Source organism: Bacillus sp. FSL M8-0071 (genome assembly GCF_037975455.1).
GTDB classification, from domain to species: domain Bacteria; phylum Bacillota; class Bacilli; order Bacillales; family Bacillaceae; genus Bacillus; species Bacillus subtilis.
This window is the reverse complement of sequence record NZ_CP150256.1, coordinates 2,294,913-2,318,069: the sequence shown is the minus strand read 5'-3', so window position 1 is coordinate 2,318,069 and position 23,157 is coordinate 2,294,913. Positions and strand designations below refer to the sequence as shown.

Annotated in this window: 27 protein-coding genes; 25 read left to right on the top strand and 2 right to left on the bottom strand. The window is 44.3% G+C overall.

What is annotated here, in order from left to right; genetic code table 11:
* The first annotated feature begins 19 nt into the window (after positions 1-19).
* Positions 20-577, top strand: a complete 558-nt coding sequence (gene nudF / locus MKX71_RS11735) for an ADP-ribose pyrophosphatase (RefSeq protein WP_017695934.1) — start codon at positions 20-22, stop codon at positions 575-577.
* Positions 574-1,737 (top strand): TIGR00375 family protein, encoded by a 1,164-nt coding sequence (locus MKX71_RS11730; protein WP_213385679.1) that lies wholly within the window; start codon positions 574-576, stop codon positions 1,735-1,737. The genes nudF and MKX71_RS11730 overlap by 4 nt, the downstream gene beginning before the upstream one ends.
* Before the next feature lie 8 nt (positions 1,738-1,745).
* Here the strand turns inward: MKX71_RS11730 and ansR are convergent, their stop codons facing one another.
* Positions 1,746-2,096 (bottom strand): HTH-type transcriptional regulator AnsR, encoded by a 351-nt coding sequence (gene ansR, locus MKX71_RS11725; RefSeq protein ID WP_004399024.1) that lies wholly within the window; start codon positions 2,094-2,096, stop codon positions 1,746-1,748.
* Positions 2,097-2,277: 181 nt separating this feature from the next.
* Between ansR and ansA the strand changes: the two genes are divergently transcribed.
* From ansA to lysA, 23 genes are all read left to right on the top strand, one after another.
* Complete coding sequence (gene ansA / locus MKX71_RS11720) at positions 2,278-3,267, top strand: asparaginase (RefSeq protein WP_004399032.1); 990 nt, start codon at positions 2,278-2,280, stop codon at positions 3,265-3,267.
* Positions 3,268-3,311: 44 nt separating this feature from the next.
* The gene (gene aspA / locus MKX71_RS11715) at positions 3,312-4,739 is read left to right on the top strand and encodes an aspartate ammonia-lyase (RefSeq protein ID WP_014480179.1); all 1,428 of its coding nucleotides are present in this window, start codon (positions 3,312-3,314) and stop codon (positions 4,737-4,739) included.
* A 140-nt stretch (positions 4,740-4,879) separates the two neighbouring features.
* The gene (mleN, locus tag MKX71_RS11710; RefSeq protein WP_339231134.1) at positions 4,880-6,286 is read left to right on the top strand and encodes a malate-H+/Na+-lactate antiporter MleN; all 1,407 of its coding nucleotides are present in this window, start codon (positions 4,880-4,882) and stop codon (positions 6,284-6,286) included.
* Between the two features lie 17 nt (positions 6,287-6,303).
* The gene (locus MKX71_RS11705) at positions 6,304-7,623 is read left to right on the top strand and encodes an NAD-dependent malic enzyme (protein ID WP_004398731.1); all 1,320 of its coding nucleotides are present in this window, start codon (positions 6,304-6,306) and stop codon (positions 7,621-7,623) included.
* A gap of 118 nt (positions 7,624-7,741) precedes the next feature.
* Complete coding sequence (locus tag MKX71_RS11700; protein ID WP_003246030.1) at positions 7,742-7,957, top strand: hypothetical protein; 216 nt, start codon at positions 7,742-7,744, stop codon at positions 7,955-7,957.
* A 100-nt stretch (positions 7,958-8,057) separates the two neighbouring features.
* The gene (gene spoIIM, locus MKX71_RS11695; protein ID WP_004398593.1) at positions 8,058-8,702 is read left to right on the top strand and encodes a stage II sporulation protein M; all 645 of its coding nucleotides are present in this window, start codon (positions 8,058-8,060) and stop codon (positions 8,700-8,702) included.
* 112 nt (positions 8,703-8,814) lie between these two features.
* On the top strand, positions 8,815-9,264 hold the full coding sequence (fur, locus tag MKX71_RS11690) for a ferric iron uptake transcriptional regulator (RefSeq protein ID WP_003223972.1): 450 nt from the start codon (positions 8,815-8,817) through the stop codon (positions 9,262-9,264).
* 124 nt (positions 9,265-9,388) lie between these two features.
* Positions 9,389-9,616, top strand: a complete 228-nt coding sequence (locus MKX71_RS11685) for a YqzK family protein (protein WP_014477240.1) — start codon at positions 9,389-9,391, stop codon at positions 9,614-9,616.
* 7 nt (positions 9,617-9,623) lie between these two features.
* Complete coding sequence (gene xerD, locus MKX71_RS11680) at positions 9,624-10,514, top strand: site-specific tyrosine recombinase XerD (protein ID WP_004398985.1); 891 nt, start codon at positions 9,624-9,626, stop codon at positions 10,512-10,514.
* 160 nt (positions 10,515-10,674) lie between these two features.
* Entirely contained in the window at positions 10,675-11,859 is a 1,185-nt protein-coding gene (deoB, locus tag MKX71_RS11675; RefSeq protein WP_339231133.1) for a phosphopentomutase, read from the top strand.
* A 12-nt stretch (positions 11,860-11,871) separates the two neighbouring features.
* A complete protein-coding gene (locus MKX71_RS11670; RefSeq protein WP_015714207.1) occupies positions 11,872-12,687 on the top strand; it encodes a purine nucleoside phosphorylase I, inosine and guanosine-specific in 816 nt (271 codons plus the stop codon).
* 154 nt (positions 12,688-12,841) lie between these two features.
* The gene (dacF, locus tag MKX71_RS11665) at positions 12,842-14,011 is read left to right on the top strand and encodes a D-alanyl-D-alanine carboxypeptidase DacF (RefSeq protein ID WP_015714206.1); all 1,170 of its coding nucleotides are present in this window, start codon (positions 12,842-12,844) and stop codon (positions 14,009-14,011) included.
* 95 nt (positions 14,012-14,106) lie between these two features.
* Positions 14,107-14,460, top strand: coding sequence for an anti-sigma F factor antagonist (gene spoIIAA / locus MKX71_RS11660; protein ID WP_181217163.1), 354 nt, complete (start codon positions 14,107-14,109; stop codon positions 14,458-14,460).
* The gene (spoIIAB, locus tag MKX71_RS11655) at positions 14,457-14,897 is read left to right on the top strand and encodes an anti-sigma F factor (RefSeq protein WP_014477237.1); all 441 of its coding nucleotides are present in this window, start codon (positions 14,457-14,459) and stop codon (positions 14,895-14,897) included. Before spoIIAA ends, spoIIAB begins: the two co-directional genes overlap by 4 nt.
* Positions 14,898-14,908: 11 nt before the next feature.
* Positions 14,909-15,676 carry an RNA polymerase sporulation sigma factor SigF gene (gene sigF / locus MKX71_RS11650; RefSeq protein ID WP_003230458.1) on the top strand — a complete coding sequence of 256 codons (768 nt, stop codon included), beginning with the start codon at positions 14,909-14,911 and terminating at the stop codon, positions 15,674-15,676.
* Between the two features lie 126 nt (positions 15,677-15,802).
* A complete protein-coding gene (gene spoVAA, locus MKX71_RS11645) occupies positions 15,803-16,423 on the top strand; it encodes a stage V sporulation protein SpoVAA (protein ID WP_003246053.1) in 621 nt (206 codons plus the stop codon).
* Positions 16,413-16,838, top strand: a complete 426-nt coding sequence (spoVAB, locus tag MKX71_RS11640; protein WP_003230463.1) for a stage V sporulation protein SpoVAB — start codon at positions 16,413-16,415, stop codon at positions 16,836-16,838. Before spoVAA ends, spoVAB begins: the two co-directional genes overlap by 11 nt.
* A 12-nt stretch (positions 16,839-16,850) precedes the next feature.
* Positions 16,851-17,303: a stage V sporulation protein AC gene (gene spoVAC / locus MKX71_RS11635; RefSeq protein WP_003223947.1), complete on the top strand. Its 453-nt coding sequence runs from the start codon at positions 16,851-16,853 to the stop codon at positions 17,301-17,303.
* A 12-nt stretch (positions 17,304-17,315) separates the two neighbouring features.
* Positions 17,316-18,332: a stage V sporulation protein AD gene (spoVAD, locus tag MKX71_RS11630; protein WP_003230465.1), complete on the top strand. Its 1,017-nt coding sequence runs from the start codon at positions 17,316-17,318 to the stop codon at positions 18,330-18,332.
* Position 18,333: 1 nt separating this feature from the next.
* Positions 18,334-18,684 (top strand): stage V sporulation protein AE, encoded by a 351-nt coding sequence (gene spoVAE / locus MKX71_RS11625; protein ID WP_003230467.1) that lies wholly within the window; start codon positions 18,334-18,336, stop codon positions 18,682-18,684.
* Between the two features lie 7 nt (positions 18,685-18,691).
* Positions 18,692-19,303: a stage V sporulation protein SpoVABEA gene (gene spoVAEA, locus MKX71_RS11620; protein WP_003230469.1), complete on the top strand. Its 612-nt coding sequence runs from the start codon at positions 18,692-18,694 to the stop codon at positions 19,301-19,303.
* Positions 19,254-20,735: a spore germination protein SpoVAF gene (spoVAF, locus tag MKX71_RS11615; RefSeq protein WP_134156413.1), complete on the top strand. Its 1,482-nt coding sequence runs from the start codon at positions 19,254-19,256 to the stop codon at positions 20,733-20,735. The genes spoVAEA and spoVAF overlap by 50 nt, the downstream gene beginning before the upstream one ends.
* A gap of 105 nt (positions 20,736-20,840) precedes the next feature.
* Complete coding sequence (lysA, locus tag MKX71_RS11610) at positions 20,841-22,160, top strand: diaminopimelate decarboxylase (RefSeq protein ID WP_004398851.1); 1,320 nt, start codon at positions 20,841-20,843, stop codon at positions 22,158-22,160.
* Positions 22,161-22,192: 32 nt separating this feature from the next.
* On the opposite strand, the gene MKX71_RS11605 is transcribed toward lysA, so the two are convergent.
* Positions 22,193-23,065, bottom strand: coding sequence for a DUF1002 domain-containing protein (locus tag MKX71_RS11605; RefSeq protein WP_014480169.1), 873 nt, complete (start codon positions 23,063-23,065; stop codon positions 22,193-22,195).
* Between the last annotated feature and the right edge of the window lie 92 nt (positions 23,066-23,157).

Genomic DNA, 23,157 nt, shown 5'->3' with positions numbered 1-23,157 from the left:
CAGAACGGGAGATGAAGAAATGAAATCATTAGAAGAAAAAACAATTGCCAAAGAACAGATCTTTTCGGGTAAAGTCATTGATCTTTATGTCGAGGATGTAGAGCTGCCAAACGGCAAAGCCAGTAAACGTGAAATTGTGAAACACCCTGGAGCTGTAGCGGTACTAGCCGTCACAGATGAAGGGAAAATCATCATGGTCAAACAATTCCGTAAGCCGCTTGAGCGGACGATCGTTGAAATTCCGGCCGGTAAGCTTGAAAAAGGTGAGGAGCCGGAGTATACGGCACTTCGGGAACTTGAAGAGGAAACCGGTTATACAGCAAAAAAACTGACAAAAATAACTGCGTTTTATACATCACCCGGATTTGCAGATGAAATTGTTCACGTTTTTCTTGCTGAGGAGCTTTCTGTGCTTGAAGAAAAACGGGAGCTTGATGAGGACGAGTTTGTTGAAGTGATGGAGGTGACGCTTGAAGATGCGCTAAAGCTAATTGAATCGCGTGAAGTATACGATGCTAAAACAGCCTACGCCATTCAGTATCTTCAGCTGAAAGAAGCGCTCCAAGCACAAAAATGAAAAAGATTTACGCGGATTTGCACATTCATATCGGCCGGACCTTTACAGGAAGGGCTGTCAAAATAACAGGCGCCAAAACATTAACACTGGACAGAATTTTGGTTGAGGCCAGTGAACATAAAGGAATTGAACTCCTCGGCATTATCGACTGTCATTCTCCGGAAGTCATTCTAGAGCTTGAGGAAGGCATTTCATCTGGAAAATATCGCGAGCTTGACGGGGGAGGAATCCGTTATCGCAGCACGACTCTTTTATTGGGGAGCGAGCTGGAGATTTATGATGAAGCCTGCAGCGGACCGATCCATGTGCTCGTATTTATGCCGACGCTGGCTGCTATGAAACAGTTTTCAAACTGGCTGTCAGCCCGGCTGAAAAATATTCATTTAAGCTCGCAGCGGATTTATGAAACGGGCTTAAACCTGCAAAAAAAAGTGCAGGATATGGGCGGCCTGTTTATCCCCGCTCATATCTTTACGCCGCATAAAAGCTTATATGGAAAAGGGGTTAAATCAAGCTTAACTGAGGTTTTTGATCCATCTATGATAGACGCGGTGGAGCTTGGATTAAGCTGTGATACAGACATGGCATCACACGTATCGCAATTGAATCCGTATCCTTTTTTAACAAATTCTGATGCGCATTCGTTGGGGAAAATCGGCAGAGAATATAATGAACTATATGTGCAGTCAGCTGATTTTACTGAATTTGCTCTTGCATTAAAGGGACAAGATGACAGGAAAATTATCGCAAATTACGGCTTGGACCCGTTATTGGGGAAATATTATCAGACCGCTTGCGAAGCGTGCGGAGAGCCTGCTGTAAGCGGGGAAACAGCGTGCGCGAATTGCGGAAATGCCAGATTTACCAAAGGAGTCAGCGAAAGATTGCGTGAATTGAGTGATCAGCTTGAAGTTCGCGTCCCGCGTCCGCGATATGTACATCAGATCCCGCTGCAATTTGTTCCGGGTGTAGGCCCGAAAACGCTGGACAAACTAAAAAAAGCCTTCGGAACAGAAATGGCTGTTCTTCATGAGGCTGCAGAAGAAGATTTGGCTCGCGTTGTCCCGCCGAAAACCGCGGCGCTTATCGTAAAAGCGAGATCCGGAAAACTGGAATTGAAAGCCGGAGGAGGAGGAACCTACGGTAAAATTAAACCGTGAGCTAAAGATTAACTCAGTTCCTCCTGTACTTTTCTTTTTGTGCGTATAAAGGTAATCAGCTGGATGATTTCATCTTCACTCAGCGGCTGGCCATCAACAGAAATGGTAAAGTCAAGGCTGCTCCACGTGGCCAATTCTATGGCCTGAGGAGCAGTCTGCTTTTGTTTCTCGCGGCCTAAAAGTTCATCGCAGGTTGTGTCAAAGAGGTCAGCCAGCATGGCAAGCGCTTCAAGTGAAGGCCGTCGGTAGCCTGACTCGTAGCCGGCATATGTGCTTTTTGCGATACCGAGAAGGTCAGCTGTATATTGAAGCGACCAATTTTTCTTTTTTCTCAATTCAGTTAAACGATCTAGATTCATGAACTTCCGCTCCTTTTTCACCTTGAGCTGATTATATCATATAGGTATTAGGAAGTGTACGCGAATTGAATAATAATGTCTTGCGTATTTTATTTTCCGTGTCTATAATTGCATTAAAAGTATGCGAAAAGCGAATACCTTCTCGCAACCCATCTTTAGATACAGTGAAGAGGTGCATGGTATGAAAAAATTATTGATGTTGACAACTGGGGGAACGATTGCTTCAGTTGAAGGGGAAAATGGGCTGGCTCCCGGAGTCAAGGCTGATGAATTATTAAGTTACGTATCAAAACTTGATAACGATTACACAATGGAAACTCAGTCGCTTATGAATATAGACAGCACCAATATGCAGCCTGAATACTGGGTGGAAATAGCGGAAGCCGTTAAGGAAAATTATGATGCCTATGACGGGTTTGTTATTACTCACGGTACAGATACAATGGCCTATACATCTGCAGCACTATCGTATATGCTGCAGCATGCCAAAAAGCCGATTGTCATCACCGGCTCGCAGATTCCGATCACGTTCCAAAAAACCGATGCCAAAAAAAATATTACTGATGCCATTCGATTTGCCTGTGAAGGCGTGGGCGGCGTTTATGTTGTATTTGACGGCAGAGTCATTCAGGGAACGCGTGCGATCAAATTAAGAACGAAAAGCTACGACGCATTTGAAAGCATCAATTACCCATATATCGCTTTTATCAATGAAGACGGGATTGAATACAACAAACAAGTAACGGAACCTGAGAACGACACCTTCACAGTTGACACTTCACTATGCACAGATGTATGTCTGCTGAAGCTGCATCCAGGCTTAAAGCCCGAAATGTTTGATGCCCTGAAAAGCATGTACAAAGGAATTGTCATTGAGAGTTATGGCAGCGGAGGGGTGCCGTTTGAAGGCAGGGACATTTTGTCAAAAGTGAATGAGCTGATCGAAAGCGGCATTGTCGTCGTCATTACGACTCAATGTCTTGAAGAAGGCGAAGACATGAGCATTTACGAGGTTGGCCGCAGAGTCAACCAAGACTTAATTATCCGATCAAGAAATATGAACACAGAAGCAATTGTGCCAAAATTGATGTGGGCGCTAGGTCAGTCTTCGGATCTTCCTGTCGTCAAGAGAATTATGGAAACGCCGATAGCTGATGACGTTGTCCTGTAAAATGTAAAAACGATAACCAGCAAAGAGAAAGAAGGTTAAAGATTATGTTAAACGGCCAAAAAGAATATCGCGTGGAAAAAGACTTCCTTGGGGAAAAACAAATTGAGGCAGATGTTTATTACGGAATTCAGACGCTCCGTGCTTCTGAAAATTTCCCGATCACAGGATACAAAATCCATGAGGAAATGATTAACGCACTGGCGATTGTGAAAAAAGCTGCGGCTCTTGCCAACATGGACGTGAAACGGCTGTATGAAGGAATTGGCCAAGCTATCGTACAAGCCGCTGACGAGATTCTGGAAGGCAAGTGGCACGATCAGTTTATCGTCGATCCGATTCAGGGCGGTGCCGGAACTTCTATGAACATGAACGCGAATGAGGTTATCGGAAACCGGGCGCTTGAAATCATGGGACATAAAAAGGGAGATTATATCCATTTAAGTCCAAACACACATGTGAACATGTCACAGTCTACGAACGATGTGTTCCCGACTGCTATTCATATTTCCACATTGAAGCTCTTAGAAAAACTGCTGAAAACAATGGAAGATATGCATAGTGTGTTCAAGCAAAAAGCACAGGAGTTTGACTCTGTTATTAAAATGGGCCGGACACACCTTCAAGATGCGGTTCCGATCCGTCTTGGCCAGGAATTCGAAGCTTACAGCCGTGTTCTCGAGCGTGATATCAAACGAATCAAGCAATCGCGCCAGCACCTATATGAAGTCAACATGGGCGCAACTGCTGTTGGTACAGGGCTGAACGCTGATCCTGAATATATCAAACAGGTAGTAAAGCACCTTGCTGATATTAGCGGGCTTCCTCTTGTCGGCGCTGATCATCTTGTTGATGCGACACAAAATACAGATGCCTATACAGAGGTATCAGCTTCATTAAAAGTCTGCATGATGAACATGTCGAAGATCGCAAACGACCTGCGCTTAATGGCGTCGGGACCGCGCGCCGGACTTGCGGAAATTTCTCTGCCTGCACGTCAGCCGGGTTCATCTATTATGCCGGGGAAAGTCAATCCGGTTATGGCGGAGCTGATCAACCAAATTGCGTTCCAGGTTATCGGAAACGACAATACAATCTGCCTTGCTTCAGAAGCCGGCCAGCTTGAGTTGAACGTCATGGAGCCCGTGCTTGTCTTTAATTTGCTTCAATCCATCAGCATCATGAACAACGGCTTCCGTTCGTTCACTGATCATTGCTTAAAAGGCATCGAAGCCAACGAAAAGCGGTTGAAGCAATATGTAGAAAAAAGCGCTGGAGTGATTACTGCTGTCAATCCGCATCTTGGATATGAAGCGGCTGCCAGAATTGCCAGGGAAGCGATTATGACAGGCCAATCAGTCCGTGACCTTTGCCTGCAGCATGATGTGCTGACAGAAGAAGAATTGGATATTATTTTAAACCCATATGAGATGACCAAACCAGGTATCGCAGGGAAAGAACTATTAGAAAAATAAAATTTGTATAAAATACAGCTTATTCATCTCCGAATAGTCGGATGAATAAGCTGTTTACAACATAGGGATGAGGAAGTATAGTATACGTGTTGCACTATATATTGAAAGCGTTTTAGCTTTTACATGAAGGGGGACTTCTTTTGAAGGATGTAAGATTGCCAACACTATTTGAAATTATTATTGTACTAGGAGTATTTTTAGCACTTGTTCTATCGTTTACAGTCTTTCTCGACTTGCCGATACAGCTGGCGCTTTTTGTTTCATGGTTTATTGCAATGCTTTTAGGTATAAGACTCGGTTATTCTTATAAAGATTTACAAAATGCGATTGTACATGGGATATCAAATGGCCTTGAAGCCGTACTGATTCTCGTTTCAGTTGGGGCGCTCATCGGAACATGGATTGCCGGAGGCGTTGTGCCGACTTTGATTTATTACGGACTGGAATTTATTCACCCAAGTATCTTTTTACTGGCAACGTTAATTATTTGTTCCATTATGTCTGTGGCAACAGGAACGTCATGGGGAACAGTCGGAACTGCCGGCATTGCCATGATCGCAATTGGAGAGGGTTTAGGCATTCCGCTTCCTCTAGTAGCGGGAGCTATTCTTTCAGGTGCTTATTTTGGGGACAAGCTGTCTCCGCTGTCTGACAGTACAGTTCTAGCTTCTTCACTATCAAAAGTCGATGTATTGGCTCACGTGAGAGCAATGCTTTATTTATCAATACCTGCTTATGTCATTACAGCTATACTCTTTACAGTTGTTGGATTTATGTACGGCGGGAAAAATATTGATCTTGATAAAGTTGAATTCTTAAAATCATCTTTGCAAAACACGTTTGACATTCATATTTGGATGCTGATCCCGGCAGTTCTCGTCATAGTCTTATTGGCGATGAAAAAGCCATCTATGCCGGTTATCGTAATTGGCGCTTTACTCGGTGCAATCTGGGCTGTTGTTTTCCAAGGAATGGATATTCCCCATGCGATTGCAACTGCGTACAACGGCTTTTCTATTAAAACGGATGTTGAATTTTTGAACGGCTTGTTAAACCGCGGTGGAATTGTCGGTATGCTTGATTCTCTCGTCGTCATCATCTTTGGCCTTGGTTTTGGCGGTCTGCTTGAGAAACTCGGCGTGTTAAAAGTCATTGTTTCAACGTTTGAAAAGAAATTAACTTCAGCCGGCAATGTCACATTGTCTACACTGATCGTAGCGTTTTTAGCAAACATCTTCGGCTGTGCGATGTATGTATCTCTTATTTTGACTCCGAAAATTATGGAAGACAGCTATGATCGCTTACATCTGGACAGAAGAGTGTTATCACGTAACTCAGAGGTCGGGGGAACATTGACTTCGGGGATGGTTCCTTGGTCTGATAATGGGATTTACATGGCTGGTATTTTAGGTGTTTCTACCTTCTCTTATCTGCCGTTTATGTGGCTCAGTTTTGTAGCAATAGGTCTTGCAATTATCTATGGTTATACAGGAAAATTTATATGGTATACGAAAAACAATACAGTTAAAGCCGAAAAACTAGGCTAATAGGGGAGGATCACTGAATGATAGCGAAACACATGATTCGGACACTGATGATCGAAACGCCTTCGGTTCCCGGAAATCTTGGAAGGGTGGCTACGGCCATCGGCCTTCTGGGCGGGGATATTGGTGAAGTGGAGACGGTAAAAGTCGGACCCAATTACACAATGCGGAATATTACCGTTCAAGTGGAGAATGAAGAACAGCTTCAGGAAGTGATCGCGGCTGTACAGGCCCTCGGAGAAGGGATCAGGCTTCACACCGTATCTGATGAAGTCCTGTCCGCACATGAAGGCGGAAAAATCCAAATGAAAAGCAAAATGCCGATCCGTTCACTGGCAGAGCTGGGACGTGTCTACACACCAGGTGTTGCGGACGTGTGCCGACTGATCGAAAAAGAACCTGAAAAAGCTTCTATTTATACAACGATCAGCAATTCTGTTGCAATTGTAACGGATGGAACCGCAATTTTAGGCCTTGGGAATATCGGCTCTGTGGCTGGCATGCCTGTCATGGAAGGAAAGGCTGCTTTATTTGATCAGCTGGCGGGTATTAGCGGCATTCCGATACTGCTTGATACGAGTGATCCTGAAGAAATCATCAAAACAGTAAAACATATTTCTCCGGGCTTTAGCGGCATCCTTCTTGAGGATATCGGTTCGCCGCATTGTTTTGAAATCGAGGATCGCCTAAAAGAGGAGCTGAACATCCCTGTTATGCACGATGACCAGCATGGTACAGCTGTAGTGACGCTGGCAGCTGCCATTTCGGCATGCAGGAGTGCGGGAGTTGACCTGAAGGAAGCGAAAGTGGGGCAAATCGGCCTTGGCGCAGCAGGCGTGGCCATCTGCCGGATGTTCATGGCTTATGGTGTGAATGCTGTATACGGAACAGACAAATCAGAGTCAGCAATGAACCGTCTCGAACAATACGGCGGACAGGCAGTTTCCAGTATTGAGGAGCTCATGGAAACATGTGATATTGTCATTGCTACAACGGGGGTTCCGGGTTTAATAAAACCTGCATTTGTACGTTCTGGTCAAGTGATTTTGGCTTTATCGAATCCGAAGCCGGAAATTGAGCCGGAGGCCGCACTGCAGGCTGGCGCCGCATATGCAGCTGACGGGCGTTCTGTTAATAATGTACTCGGTTTTCCAGGGATTTTTAGAGGAGCGCTTAACGCAAAAAGCACGGAGATTAATCATGATATGCTTGTCGCAGCAGCAGAGGCCATCGCAGCTTGCACTAAACAAGGTGATGTTGTCCCTCAGCCGCTTGATTCAAAAGTCCATCATGCGGTAGCAGCAGCTGTCGAGCATGCAGCTCTTACAGCAGTGAAATAAATGTAGCTAAACAGCACCTGTCGTAGCAGGTGCTGTTTTTTTCTTATCATTGTTCAATTTTCTTATCATTGTTCAATTTTGTTATCATTACTATGAAAATAAAAAAGGGAGTGATCACATGGCAAAAAGCCAAGCGAAAAAGAAGCGGGGGCATCGATTGAGAAACGGCGGACGTGACGTCTTATTATCAAGAGGCAGCACACCATCTTTCAGCACACATGGAAGAATGACAAAAAGCAAAAAAGAGATTTTGAATAAACGGAAGCATAAGAATCCTTATGATCATACAGCAGTTGATGATAAGGATTTTTTTGTGCCCCAAAAAGCCGCCTAGCATTCGTCTCTATCGTTTCTTTTTGAAAAAGGGCATGTTTTTCTGTTTCTTTCATACAATCTATTAAATCAAATCACTAGAGCGGGCGGGAGGAAACGGTATGCGAAAAATCTCTTATAAGGACATGTTTCTCAGGCATGTTAAAGATCATCTCTCTCTTTATATATTTGTGTCAGTGCTGTTTTTCATGGGTGTCATCTTTGGCGCGATTATTGTCAACAGTATGACCATCAGCCAGAAAGAAGATTTATACTACTACTTAAGTCAATTTTTTGGACAGCTTTCGGATGGAAAACAGGCAAGTTCAGCTGATATGTTTGGGCAAAGTATCTTTCATAATGCAAAGTATTTAGGCCTGATGTGGATACTCGGAATTTCCGTCATTGGGATGCCGATTATTTTCATCATGATCTTTCTGAAAGGGATCGTCGTCGGCTTTACTGTCGGGTTCCTAGTCAATCAGATGGGAGTAAGCGGGTTTTTCCTATCATTTGTCTCCGTTTTGCCGCAAAATGTGCTGCTGATTCCGGCTTATCTCATTATGGGCACATGTGCAATTGCGTTTTCTTTAAAGTTAATCAGACAGCTGTTCGTGAAACGAAGCCTGCATGACGCGCCGATTCAATGGTTCGGGCGGTATGCCTTTGTGCTGCTGGTCATTCTGTTTTTAGCGCTGATCTCATCTCTGTTTGAAGCATACTTATCTCCTGTTTTAATGGAAAAGCTTACATCTAGACTTTTTTAAAATCATTATTAAAAGAAAACCATTTTATTTATCAGTTTATAATAATTATAGTTGGAACTCTGCGCGTATTTTGTTATAATGAGTCATGGAATGCGGCGTAGGAGGGAAAGACATGGAAAACCGTATTGATCGTATTAAGAAACAACTGCACTCATCCAGCTATAAACTTACGCCACAGCGTGAAGCGACAGTAAGAGTGCTGCTTGAAAACGAAGAAGACCATTTAAGCGCAGAAGATGTATACCTCCTCGTAAAAGAGAAATCTCCTGAGATCGGTCTCGCTACAGTATACCGTACGCTTGAATTATTAACTGAATTAAAAGTCGTAGATAAAATTAACTTTGGAGACGGTGTGTCCCGTTACGACCTTCGGAAAGAGGGAGCAGCTCACTTTCATCACCACTTGGTGTGCATGGAGTGCGGAGCCGTTGATGAAATTGAAGAAGATTTGCTTGAAGACGTGGAAGAAATCATTGAACGTGATTGGAAATTTAAGATTAAAGATCATAGATTGACGTTTCACGGCATTTGCCACCGCTGTAACGGAAAAGAAACTGAATAGACGGTGCCGAGCGCGAACCTTTTCTCATAGGGAAAGGGTTTTTTGCTGTTTCTATGTATAAAACCTTTCTGATTTGGCATATGGTTTATATAACTGGAACCATAGGGAAAGGATCGATTAGGACATGGGAAGATTCCTGAAAACAGCTGTCGATGCATTGAAAGTTTTCATCCTGTTTACCGGTTTTACCGCTTTGTTCTATTATGCTATGATATGGGTGAATCAAGAGTATGAAAACTATCATCGGTATGATAAACCGGAAGGCTCCGCTGTAAAAGTTGTTGAAATGGATCAGGATGAAAAAGGCGGATGGCTCGACCGGTTGATCTTTTTTTACCAAAACGGGGAGTAGATCAAGAGTGAAAGATCAAATAAAGGATTTCATCCACTACGTCATGGTAGAGAGAGGGCTCTCTCAAAATACGATCGTATCCTATGAACGTGACTTGAAAAGCTATTCTCTCTACTTAACAGAAACCCTTCATGTGACGGATTGGAATCACGTTACCCGCATACATATTATCCAATACTTAAAGCATTTGAAGGACTCGGGGAAATCCGGCAAGACATCGGCGCGGCATTTGGCATCCATTCGCTCTTTTCATCAATTTCTGCTCAGGGAAAAAGTAACGGATAAGGACCCTTCCGTTCATATCGAAACACAAAAGACGGAACGGGCGCTTCCGAAGGTGCTCGCACTCAATGAAGTCGAGCGGTTATTGGACACGCCTAAGCTGACGAGCCCATTCGGCTATCGGGATAAAGCAATGCTGGAGCTGCTTTATGCGACAGGCATACGAGTCAGTGAAATGATTGAGTTGAAAACGGCAGATGTTCATTTATCTATGGGGTTTATCCGATGCTTCGGCAAAGGAAGAAAAGAACGGATTGTGCCAATTGGTGAAGCCGCCGCTTCCGCCATTGAGGAATATATGACAAAAGCCAGGGGGAAACTGTTAAAGAACAATGTGTCTGACGCCCTATTTTTAAATCATCACGGCAAACAGATCAGCCGCCAGGGATTTTGGAAGAACCTGAAAAAAATCGCGTTGGAAGCCGGCATTAAGAAAGAGCTGACTCCGCATACGCTCAGGCATTCCTTTGCGACGCATCTGCTTGAGAACGGGGCAGATTTAAGAGCGGTGCAGGAAATGCTCGGGCATGCGGATATATCCACGACGCAAATTTATACGCATGTGACGAAAACAAGGCTGAAGGATGTGTACAAGCAGTTTCATCCGCGAGCATAGCCGCAGGTGGCTGCGGCTTTTTTGTTTAGAGCGACAGAAAATATTGAAGTTTCTCATTATTTCCAAATGCATTGTCAACGGGAATGAAAACGGTTTATACTTAAGTTGTCAGACCTCTTAGCGATACAATAGACGTATAGAAAAAAAGGAGGCTTTCAAGATGCCTGCATACAAATATAATCGTGTGTTTTTAATTGTGATGGACTCAGTCGGAATCGGCGAAGCGCCGGATGCCGCTGACTTTAATGACGAAGGCGCTAATACGCTCGGTCATATTGCCGAGCATATGAACGGATTACATATGCCGAATATGGCAAAGCTCGGCCTTGGTCTTATCGAAGATATCAAAGGTATAGAAAAAACAGAACATCCGCTTGCGTATTATGGAAAAATGCAAGAAGCGTCAAACGGCAAAGATACGATGACCGGCCATTGGGAGATTATGGGTTTATACATTGATAAACCATTTAAAGTGTTCCCGGAAGGCTTTCCTGATGAATTGCTTCAAGAGCTGGAAAAGAGATCTGGCCGCGAAATTATTGGAAACAAGCCGGCTTCCGGCACAGCGATTTTGGATGAGCTTGGTCAGGAGCACATGGAGACAGGGGCTTTAATTGTTTACACGTCTGCTGACTCTGTTCTGCAAATTGCCGCTCACGAAGAGGTTGTGCCGCTTGAGGAGCTGTATCGCATTTGCGAAACGGCGAGAGAGCTGACGCTTGATCCGAAATATATGGTTGGCCGCATTATTGCACGGCCGTTCGTCGGAGAGCCGGGTCAATTCAAACGGACGCCAAACCGCCATGATTATGCCCTTAAACCGTTTGATCGCACTGTCATGAATGAATTGAAAGACAGCGGCTTAGATGTGATTTCAATCGGTAAAATCTCTGATATTTACGACGGAGAAGGCATTACTTCTTCACGCAGAACGGTTTCCAATATGGACGGAATGGACAAGGTGATCGATACGCTGGGAGAAGACTTTACGGGTCTGAGCTTTGCGAACCTTGTTGATTTTGACGCGTTATTCGGACACCGCCGTGACCCTGAAGGCTACGGACGCGCGCTTGAAGAATTTGATGCGCGGCTTCCGGAAGTGTTTGAAAAAATGAGAGAAGACGATCTGTTAATTATTACAGCCGACCACGGCAATGATCCGATTCATCATGGGACTGACCATACACGCGAGTATGTGCCGATTCTCGCTTACAGCAAAAAACATAAGAAAGCGCAAATGCTGCCGCTTGCAGATACATTTGCTGATATTGGCGCAACGATCGCTGATAATTTCAAAACGAATAAACCGAAATACGGGAAAAGCTTTTTATCTTTATTACAATAGGGGGACTGTTTCTTGAAGGACAGAATTGAACGCGCAGCAGCTTTTATTAAACAAAACCTGCCGGAATCTCCGAAGATCGGCCTTATTTTAGGCTCAGGTCTTGGCATTTTGGCGGACGAAATCGAAAATCCGGTCAAGCTGAAATATGAAGACATACCTGAATTCCCGGTATCTACTGTTGAAGGGCATGCCGGACAGCTTGTGCTTGGCACTCTTGAAGGAGTTTCCGTCATTGCAATGCAGGGCCGCTTTCATTTTTATGAAGGCTATTCAATGGAGAAAGTCACATTCCCTGTACGCGTGATGAAAGCGCTCGGTGTGGAAGCGTTAATCGTGACAAATGCCGCAGGCGGTGTCAACACTGAATTCCGTGCGGGAGACTTAATGATTATTACCGATCATATCAACTTTATGGGAACAAACCCGTTAATCGGGCCAAACGAAGCTGATTTCGGCGCCAGATTTCCAGATATGTCTTCAGCCTATGATAAAGATCTGTCCAGCCTGGCTGAAAAGATTGCGAGAGACCTTAATATCCCAATTCAAAAAGGCGTGTACACTGCTGTGACAGGACCTTCTTACGAAACACCGGCAGAAGTCCGTTTCTTAAGAACGATGGGCTCTGATGCTGTCGGCATGTCTACTGTTCCGGAAGTCATTGTGGCGAATCATGCGGGAATGCGGGTTCTTGGCATTTCCTGCATCTCTAACGCGGCAGCCGGAATTCTGGATCAGCCTTTAAGTCACGATGAAGTTATGGAAGTGACCGAAAAAGTAAAAGCTGGATTCTTGAAGCTTGTTAAAGCGATCGTCGCTCAGTACGAATAAATATGAATCAATGCAGGACCAAAAGACAGCTGTGACTGATATCACACAGCTGTCTTTTTTTATGCCCAAAATTCGAAACATTTTCCATCAGTGGCGTATAAAACCATCCCGCTTGGAAAAAATAAAAAGGATTATGAAATGGAGGGCTTTTGAGATGAAACGTCTTTTATCCACTTTGTTGATTGGTATAATGCTGCTTACATTTGCACCGTCTGCATTTGCAAAACAAGACGGAAAACGTACATCGGAGCTTGCTCATGAAGCGAAGTCTGCGGTGCTGATAGAACGTGACACGGGAAAAGTGCTTTACAACAAGAACAGCAATGAGAGACTGGCGCCTGCAAGCATGACGAAAATTATGACGATGCTTTTGATTATGGAAGCTTTAGATAAAGGCAAAATCAAAATGAGTGATAAGGTCCGTACAAGCGAGCATGCGGCGTCAATGGGCGGCTCACAGATATTCCTTGAGCCCGGCGAAGAAATGACTGTCAAAGAAATGCTGAAAGGCATCGCAATCGCTTCGGGAAATGACGCTTCCGTCGCCATGGCTGAATTTATTTCCGGCTCGGAAGAAGAATTTGTTCAGAAAATGAACAAAAAAGCAAAAGAGCTGGGATTGAAAAATACATCCTTCAAAAACCCGACCGGATTGACCGAGGAAGGACATTACAGCTCTGCTTATGACATGGCAATCATGGCTAAGGAATTATTGAAATACGAATCAATTACGAAGTTTACCGGCACGTATGAAGATTATCTGCGTGAAAATACAGATAAAAAGTTTTGGCTTGTAAATACAAATCGCCTTATCAAATTTTATCCTGGTGTAGACGGCGTAAAAACAGGCTATACAGGCGAAGCGAAATATTGTCTGACTGCTTCGGCTAAAAAAGGAAACATGCGGGCCATAGCGGTTGTATTCGGAGCGAGCACGCCTAAAGAAAGAAACGCGCAAGTGACAAAAATGCTTGACTTCGCCTTTAGCCAATATGAAACGCATCCTTTATATAAACGAAATCAAACAGTAGCAAAAGTAAAGGTCAAAAAAGGGAAACAAAAATTTATCGAACTCACTACATCTGAGCCGATTTCAATATTGACGAAAAAAGGCGAGGATATGAACGATGTGAAAAAAGAAATCAAGATGAAGGACAATATTAGTGCTCCGATTCAAAAAGGCCAAGAGCTTGGCACTCTTGTTCTGAAAAAGGATGGAGAAGTACTCGCTGAAAGTCCTGTTGCTGCAAAAGAAGATATGAAGAAAGCCGGGTTTATCACATTCTTGAAGCGGACGATGGGAGACTGGACAAAATTTAAGTAATTATGCCGAATGACCACTAGTTTTGTCACGGTGAAGGAATTCATTCCGTCGAAATCGAAACACTCATTATCCGATCATATCAAGGAGGAATGAGCATGAGCCTTGGAATTGACATGCATGTCAAAGAATCTGTGCTTTGTATTCGATTAACAGGCGAACTCGATCACCATACGGCTGAAACCCTGAAGCAAAAAGTGACTCAATCATTGGAGAAGGATGATATTCACCATATCGTGCTGAACTTGGAGGACCTCTCCTTTATGGACAGCTCGGGGCTTGGCGTTATTTTAGGAAGATACAAGCAAATTAAGCAAATTGGCGGGGAAATGGTCGTTTGCGCTATCTCTCCTGCGGTGAAGCGATTGTTTGATATGTCGGGTCTGTTTAAAATTATCCGATTTGAACAATCTGAACAGCAGGCGCTCCTGACACTGGGGGTGGCATCATGAAAAATGAAATGCACATTGAGTTTTCTGCCCTCAGTCAGAATGAATCGTTCGCCCGTGTGACAGTTGCTTCATTTATAGCTCAGCTGGACCCGACAATGGATGAACTGACTGAAATCAAAACAGTCGTGTCAGAGGCTGTCACGAATGCGATTATCCATGGATATGAAGAGAACTGTGAAGGGAAAGTTTACATTTCAGTGACGCTGGAAGATCATGTCGTATATATGACCATTCGTGATGAAGGCTTAGGCATTACAGATCTTGAAGAAGCCCGTCAGCCTCTATTTACGACTAAGCCTGAGCTTGAGCGCTCTGGAATGGGCTTTACCATTATGGAAAATTTCATGGATGATGTCAGTATCGATTCATCGCCTGAAATGGGAACAACGATTCGCTTAACAAAGCACTTATCAAAAAGCAAAGCGCTTTGTAATTAAGGAGATTTGTTATGGATGTGGAGGTTAAGAAAAACGGCAAAAACGCTCAGCTGAAGGATCATGAAGTAAAGGAATTAATCAAACAAAGCCAAAATGGCGACCAGCAGGCAAGAGACCTCCTCATAGAAAAAAACATGCGTCTTGTTTGGTCTGTCGTACAGCGGTTTTTAAACAGAGGATATGAGCCTGACGATCTCTTCCAGATCGGCTGCATCGGGCTGTTAAAATCTGTTGACAAATTTGATTTAACCTATGATGTGCGTTTTTCAACGTATGCAGTGCCGATGATTATCGGAGAAATCCAACGATTTATCCGTGATGACGGAACCGTAAAGGTATCAAGGTCATTAAAAGAGCTTGGAAACAAAATCCGGCGCGCGAAGGATGAGCTTTCGAAAACACTGGGCAGAGTGCCGACGGTGCAGGAGATCGCTGACCATTTGGAGATTGAAGCTGAGGATGTTGTACTGGCCCAAGAGGCGGTAAGGGCTCCATCTTCGATTCACGAAACCGTTTATGAAAATGACGGAGATCCGATTACCCTGCTTGATCAAATCGCTGACAACTCAGAAGAAAAATGGTTTGACAAAATTGCGCTGAAAGAAGCGATCAGCGATTTGGAGGAAAGGGAAAAACTAATCGTCTATCTCAGATATTATAAAGACCAGACACAGTCCGAGGTGGCTGAGCGGCTCGGGATCTCTCAGGTGCAGGTTTCCAGGCTTGAAAAGAAAATATTAAAACAGATCAAGGTTCAAATGGATCATACGGATGGCTAGTCTGCAGTGCAGGCTAGCTTTTTTGTGTGCAAAAGCGTGGTAATTTATGGTCTTTTCGAGCGGATGAATGAGAACAAAATCGAACCACATACTACATATATAACCACCGAAAGATGGTGATCAATGATGGAACGACGAATATTTATCCGGCTTCGCCACCGAGTGCTGGCACATCCAGGGGATATTATTACCGTTGGAGATGCCGCGCAAATAGAAGGGCAGCTTCAGCTGAAAAAGAAACTTTCGGCTATGCCGCTTTATCAGGTGAGCGAAAAAGATAAAAATATCGTAATTCTGGATATCATACAAGTCCTCAGAGCCATTCATTTACAAGATCCGACAATTGATGTTCAAACCGTAGGCGGAGCAGAAACCATTGTTGAAATTCAGTATCGAAAGCGAAATTTATCAACGGTTCTATTTATCGGTGTCTGGCTGCTTCTGTTTATTGGATCGTGTCTTGCCATCATGAACTTTCATGAGGATGTAAGCATGAGAGATGTTCATATCGCACTATATGAAATCATAACCGGAGAGAGGAATGACTATCCATATTTGCTTCAAATCCCATACAGCATCGGTTTGGGACTGGGGATGATCGTGTTTTTTAACCACATATTTAAAAAGCGCCTAAATGAAGAGCCCAGCCCGCTGGAGGTTGAGATGTTTAACTATCAGCTTGATCTCGATCAATATGTGGCCATGCATGAGAATCAAGAAACCATAAAGGATCTGCATGATCGTTAGTGTATTGTTCATTATTTTTGTCGGGCTCGGCGGAGGCATAACGGTGGGGGCGGGTTTCGTTGCTTTTTTAACCGTAATGGGAATCATTCCGCGGCTGATGCAGCTCACCAAAACAATGAGATTTGTTCAGGCTTATGAAGCGGCTGTTATTCTTGGCGCGGTTTGCGGGGGATGGGAGACGCTTCATATGAATCATCTTTATCTAACAAAATGGATAGCTGTGCCGGTCGGGCTTCTGGCAGGTTTGTTCGTCGGGATGCTAGCTGCTGCTCTTACAGAGGTTTTAAATGTCCTGCCGATTTTGGCAAAACGAATCGGGCTCAGAAGTAAAATCATTATTTTATTAATGGCCATCGTGATTGGGAAAATCGCGGGATCTTTATTTCACTGGCTGTACTTTATTGACCATTCATAAGGAGGTTTCAAGATGACAAACATAAAAGAAAATTACAAATCAAAAGTGAAAACATATCAGCCTAAGCCGCCTTACGTCTGGAACTGTGTAAAAGCCTTTTTAGTGGGCGGACTGATTTGTGCAATCGGGCAAGGTCTGCAAAATTTTTATATCCATTTTTTTGATTTCAATGAAAAAACTGCGGGGAATCCAACAGCTGCAACGCTGATATTAATTTCTGCCCTGCTTACAGGGTTTGGAATCTATGACAGAATCGGACAATTCGCAGGCGCAGGTTCAGCCGTACCTGTCACAGGTTTTGCCAACAGTATGGCAAGCGCGGCTCTTGAATATAAAAGCGAAGGATTAGTGCTTGGAGTAGCGACAAATATGTTTAAACTGGCAGGAAATGTTATTGTTTTCGGAGTTGTAGCTGCATACATCGTTGGAATGATTCGGTTTGCTTTTGAGAAACTGATGTCATAGGAGGAGAAGAAAATGAAATTAACAGGAAAGCAAACCTGGGTATTTGAACATCCCATATTTGTCAACTCAGCGGGAACGGCAGCAGGACCAAAGGAAAAAGACGGACCGCTCGGCTCTTTATTTGATAAAACCTATGACGAAATGCATTGTAATCAAAAAAGCTGGGAAATGGCGGAACGGCAGCTGATGGAAGACGCTGTTAATGTTGCGCTTCAAAAAAACAATCTGACAAAAGATGATATTGACCTATTGCTGGCAGGCGACTTGCTGAACCAAAACGTGACGGCTAACTATGTGGCAAGACACTTAAAAATCCCATTTCTTTGTATGTTTGGCGCCTGTTCAACATCAATGGAAACAGTGGCTGTCGCATCAGCCTTAGTTGATGGCGGGTTTGCCAAAAGGGCACTGGCTGCCACAAGCAGTCACAATGCAACTGCGGAAAGACAGTTTCGCTATCCGACAGAATATGGAGGGCAAAAACCGGACACTGCTACCTCCACTGTAACCGGAAGCGGTGCAGTTGTCATCAGTCAGACACCGGGTGATATCCAAATCACAAGTGCGACTGTCGGAAAGGTTTCTGATTTAGGAATTACAGATCCTTTTGATATGGGATCGGCTATGGCTCCGGCTGCAGCTGATACGATTAAGCAGCACTTTAAAGATCTCAACCGGACAGCGGATGATTATGATCTAATCCTGACAGGTGACCTGTCAGGTGTCGGTTCTCCAATCGTAAAAGACATCTTAAAAGAAGATGGATATCCAGTCGGCACAAAGCATGATGATTGCGGGCTTCTGATTTACACTCCGGATCAGCAGGTCTTTGCCGGGGGGAGCGGCTGTGCTTGTTCAGCGGTTGTCACCTACTCTCATATTTTTAAGCAGCTGAGAGAAGGAAAATTAAACCGTGTATTTGTCGTGGCGACCGGGGCGCTGTTAAGCCCGACGATGATCCAGCAAAAAGAAACCATTCCGACTATCGCCCACGGGGTTGTATTTGAGCGTGCAGGAGGTGCATCTTAACATGGACTACCTTTTGGCTTTTGTATGCGGCGGGGCCATTTGTATCGTCGGCCAGCTGCTCTTGGATATTTTTAAATTGACGCCAGCTCATGTCATGACATCATTTGTTGTAATCGGTGCAATATTAGATGGTTTCGGCATTTACGATAAATTTATTGAATTTGCCGGAGGAGGCGCCACCGTTCCGATCGTCAGCTTCGGTCACAGTCTTCTGCACGGTGCTATGCATCAGGCGCATATACACGGATTTATAGGAATCGGCATGGGGATTTTTGAGCTGACCTCGGCCGGTATCTCAGCCGCTATTCTTTTCGCCTTTATCGTAGCTGTTATTTTCAAACCGAAAGGATAATGCCGACATGACGACAAAACGCAAGGTCATACTGGTAACAGACGGGGATGTTTATGCCGCTAAAACAATTGAATACGCCGCAAGCAAAGTGGGAGGTCGATGTATTTCACAATCAAAAGGGAATCCTTCCACCCGCAGCGGCGCCGAGCTTGTCAAGCTGATCGCCTCAGCACCGTATGATCCTGTATTTGTCATGTTTGACGACTCCGGCCTTCAAGGAGAGGGTCCGGGAGAAGCCGCTCTGACCTATGTCGCAACCCATCCGTCTATTGAAGTGCTCGGTGTGATTGCGGTCGCGTCAAAAACACATCAGGCTGAATGGACCAGGGTCGATGTAAGCATTGACCGCAATGGAGAAATAACTGAATACGGCGTCGATAAAGTCGGGGAAAGGGAATTTGATGACCACAGAATGAGTGGAGATACAGTCTACTGCCTTGATAAACTTGATCTCCCGCTTATTGTCGGTATCGGGGATATCGGCAAAATGGGCAGAAAAGACGATATCTCAAAAGGGTCGCCAATCACCATGAAAGCGGTCGAGTTTATTTTAGAAAGGAGCGGGTATCATGCCGGACCACAAGGAAGAGAAAATTCGGGTTTATCGGAATCCAGCTAAAAATGAAGAGTACTTCAAAAACCGTGTCGGGATGGGGACAAGCTATGATGTAGGTGTTCGCAAGCTCACGATTTTAGACAAAGAGATCCAGCTTTACTATCTAAATGGATTATGTGATACAGCCTATATTATTCATTTAATGAGAGAGCTTGTTGCCATTAACAATCGGAAAGAAGACCCTGATGAGCTGGTCGACATCGTCGAAAACAGGCTGCTTAACGCCCAGGTCGAAAAAGTAAAAACCTTGGATGAAACCACCGACCAAGTGCTGTCCGGGCTCGTCGCCGTCATTGTTGAAGGTGCAGGTTTCGCATTTATAATTGACGTCAGAAGCTATCCGGGCAGAAACCCGGAAGAACCTGATACGGAAAAGGTAGTCAGAGGAGCCAGAGACGGATTTGTTGAAAATATCGTCGTCAATACGGCCCTTCTCAGAAGGCGGATCAGAGACGAGCGCCTTCGAGTCAAGATGACGAAAGTTGGTGAGCGGTCAAAGACGGATTTAAGCATTTGTTATATAGAAGATATAGCTGATCCGGATCTGGTTGAGATCGTAGAAAAAGAAATTGCATCCATTGATGTCGATGGATTAACAATGGCAGACAAAACTGTCGAGGAATTCATTGTTAATCAAAGCTATAATCCTTTTCCGCTCGTGCGCTATACAGAAAGACCGGATGTGGCCGCAAATCATGTTCTAGAAGGCCATGTTATCATTATAGTGGACACATCGCCGAGTGTGATCATTACCCCGACGACTTTATTTCACCATGTGCAGCATGCTGAAGAATATAGGCAGGCGCCTTCAGTCGGGACCTTTTTAAGATGGGTAAGATTTTTCGGTATTCTTGCTTCTACTTTATTTCTTCCGATCTGGTTTCTCTTTGTGCTTCAGCCTGATCTGCTCCCGGACAACATGAAATTTATCGGTTTAAATAAAGATACGCATATTCCGATCATCCTGCAGATATTTTTAGCTGACTTAGGAATCGAGTTTCTCAGAATGGCTGCCATTCACACCCCGACGGCTTTATCGACAGCAATGGGTTTAATTGCCGCTGTTCTGATCGGGCAGATTGCGATTGAGGTCGGCCTTTTTTCTCCTGAGGTGATTCTGTACGTCTCACTTGCGGCGATTGGAACCTTTACGACGCCTAGTTATGAATTAAGCTTGGCAAACAAAATGAGCCGTCTTGTCCTCATGATACTCGTTGCCTTATTTCATATAAAAGGGCTCGTCATCGGATTTACAGTGCTAATTATTGCCATGTCAAGCATCAAATCCCTTCAGACACCGTACTTATGGCCGCTGATTCCCTTTAACGGAAAGGCGCTGTGGCAGGTTCTTGTCCGCACAGCGAAACCTGGCGCAAAAGTAAGACCCAGTATCGTTCACCCCAAAAATCGCTTAAGGCAGCCTACCAATTCATAATCGCATTGAAACTGACTGAAGAGTATGATAATGTATGTCTTAATTATGAAGGGACAGTCCATAAAACTGTCCTTTCATCCATAAGCGGAGAAAGAGGGAATGACATTGTTCTTACACGGCACAAGCAGACAAAATCAACATGGTCATTTAGAAATCGGAGGTGTGGATGCTCTCTATTTAGCGGAGAAATATGGTACACCTCTTTACGTATATGATGTGGCTTTAATACGTGAGCGTGCTAAAAGCTTTAAACAGGCGTTTATTTCTGCAGGGCTGAAAGCACAGGTGGCATATGCGAGCAAAGCATTCTCATCAGTCGCAATGATTCAGCTCGCTGAGGAAGAGGGACTTTCTTTAGATGTCGTATCCGGAGGAGAGCTATATACGGCTGTTGCGGCAGGCTTTCCGGCAGAACGCATCCACTTTCATGGAAACAATAAGAGCAGGGAAGAACTGCGCATGGCGCTTGAGCACCGCATCGGCTGTATTGTGGTGGATAATTTCTATGAAATTGCGCTTCTTGAAGACCTATGTAAAGAAACGGGTCACTCCATCGATGTTCTTCTTCGGATCACGCCCGGAGTAGAAGCGCATACGCATGACTACATTACAACGGGCCAGGAAGATTCAAAGTTTGGTTTCGATCTTCATAACGGACAAACTGAACGGGCCATTGAACAAGTATTACAATCGGAACACATTCAGCTGCTGGGTGTCCATTGCCATATCGGCTCGCAAATCTTTGATACGGCCGGTTTTGTGTTAGCAGCGGAAAAAATCTTCAAAAAACTAGACGAATGGAGAGATTCATATTCATTTGTATCCAAGGTGCTGAATCTTGGAGGAGGTTTCGGCATTCGTTATACGGAAGATGATGAACCGCTTCATGCCACTGAATACGTTGAAAAAATTATCGAAGCTGTGAAAGAAAATGCTTCCCGTTACGGTTTTGACATTCCGGAAATTTGGATCGAACCGGGCCGTTCTCTCGTGGGAGACGCAGGCACAACTCTTTATACGGTTGGCTCTCAAAAAGAAGTGCCGGGTGTCCGCCAATATGTGGCTGTAGACGGAGGCATGAACGACAATATTCGTCCTGCGCTTTACCAAGCTAAATATGAAGCTGCGGCAGCCAACAGGATCGGAGAAGCGCATGACAAAACGGTATCAATTGCCGGAAAGTGCTGTGAAAGCGGAGATATGCTGATTTGGGATATTGACCTGCCGGAAGTAAAAGAAGGCGATCTTCTTGCCGTTTTTTGTACAGGCGCTTATGGATACAGCATGGCCAACAATTATAACCGTATTCCGAGACCCGCCGTTGTATTTGTCGAAAACGGTGAGGCTCATTTAGTCGTGAAGCGAGAAACATACGAAGATATTGTAAAACTTGATCTGCCATTTAAAACAGGTGTAAAGCAATAAAAAAAGAAAGCGCCGATTTTTCGGCGCTTTTCCTATTTGAATATAGATACAATCGCATTCCAGATAGATACGAAGAAATCAATGACTTTCTGAATGAAGTTTTTGCCTTCATCTGATTCTATGAATTTCGTAATCTTATCTTTCGCTTTATCAAGCTGGTCACTGACCTGTCCCCAGTCAATGTCAGCGTTTTTCATCTTATTGAATAGGGAGACAAGCTGGTTCTTTTGGCTGTCAGTAAGTGTGACGTTTAAATCAGAAGCTGCGTCATCCACTTGTTTTTCGATGTCAGCTTTATTATCAGGCACCCCGTTTTTAGCAAACTCTTCTTTGATTTTTGCAATCAGGGCTGCCGCATTTTCGTTACCGATTTTGTCTCCAAGCTCTGATGTCGTGACAAGCTCTTGGTTGGCGACCTGCTTAACATCCTCCGAGATCGCTTCGTCTGAAGAAACTTCATACGCCTTAATCAATCCAGTTAAAGCCGCAGTCCCGGATACTTCAAACGGCGCTGTAACGTACACCTTCGCATCTTTAACACCGGCTGTCATTAGTGCATTCAGGTACATTTCATCCGTGATGCCGCTGATATTATGGGTCTCAACATTCAATCCGGAGCCTTTTTTGGCAATGGTGATTGACGATGAAGAAATCGCTCTCGATCCGATTTGCGCGTTCGATATATATTTTCCTAAATATTCATGTTCTTCCTTATTGGTCACGGTTACCGTTGTGGCATTATCAGGGACATTCATTTCATCAAGCACTTTTTGTTTGTCGGATTCTGACAAATCAGCACCCAGTGTTACAATGACATCTCCAACTGCGGCATCCGCGAGACTGACCTTCGGAACCGTCAGCAGCAAAACGGCCGCTGCCAGCATTCCAATCCAAATTTTCTTCAAAGCAGTTTGACCTCCTTCAATTTCACAAGCAGCTGGATAGTGCTGCTTTGTGAGGACCTGAATCATGAAAAATACAGTTCCGTTAGGTTAGA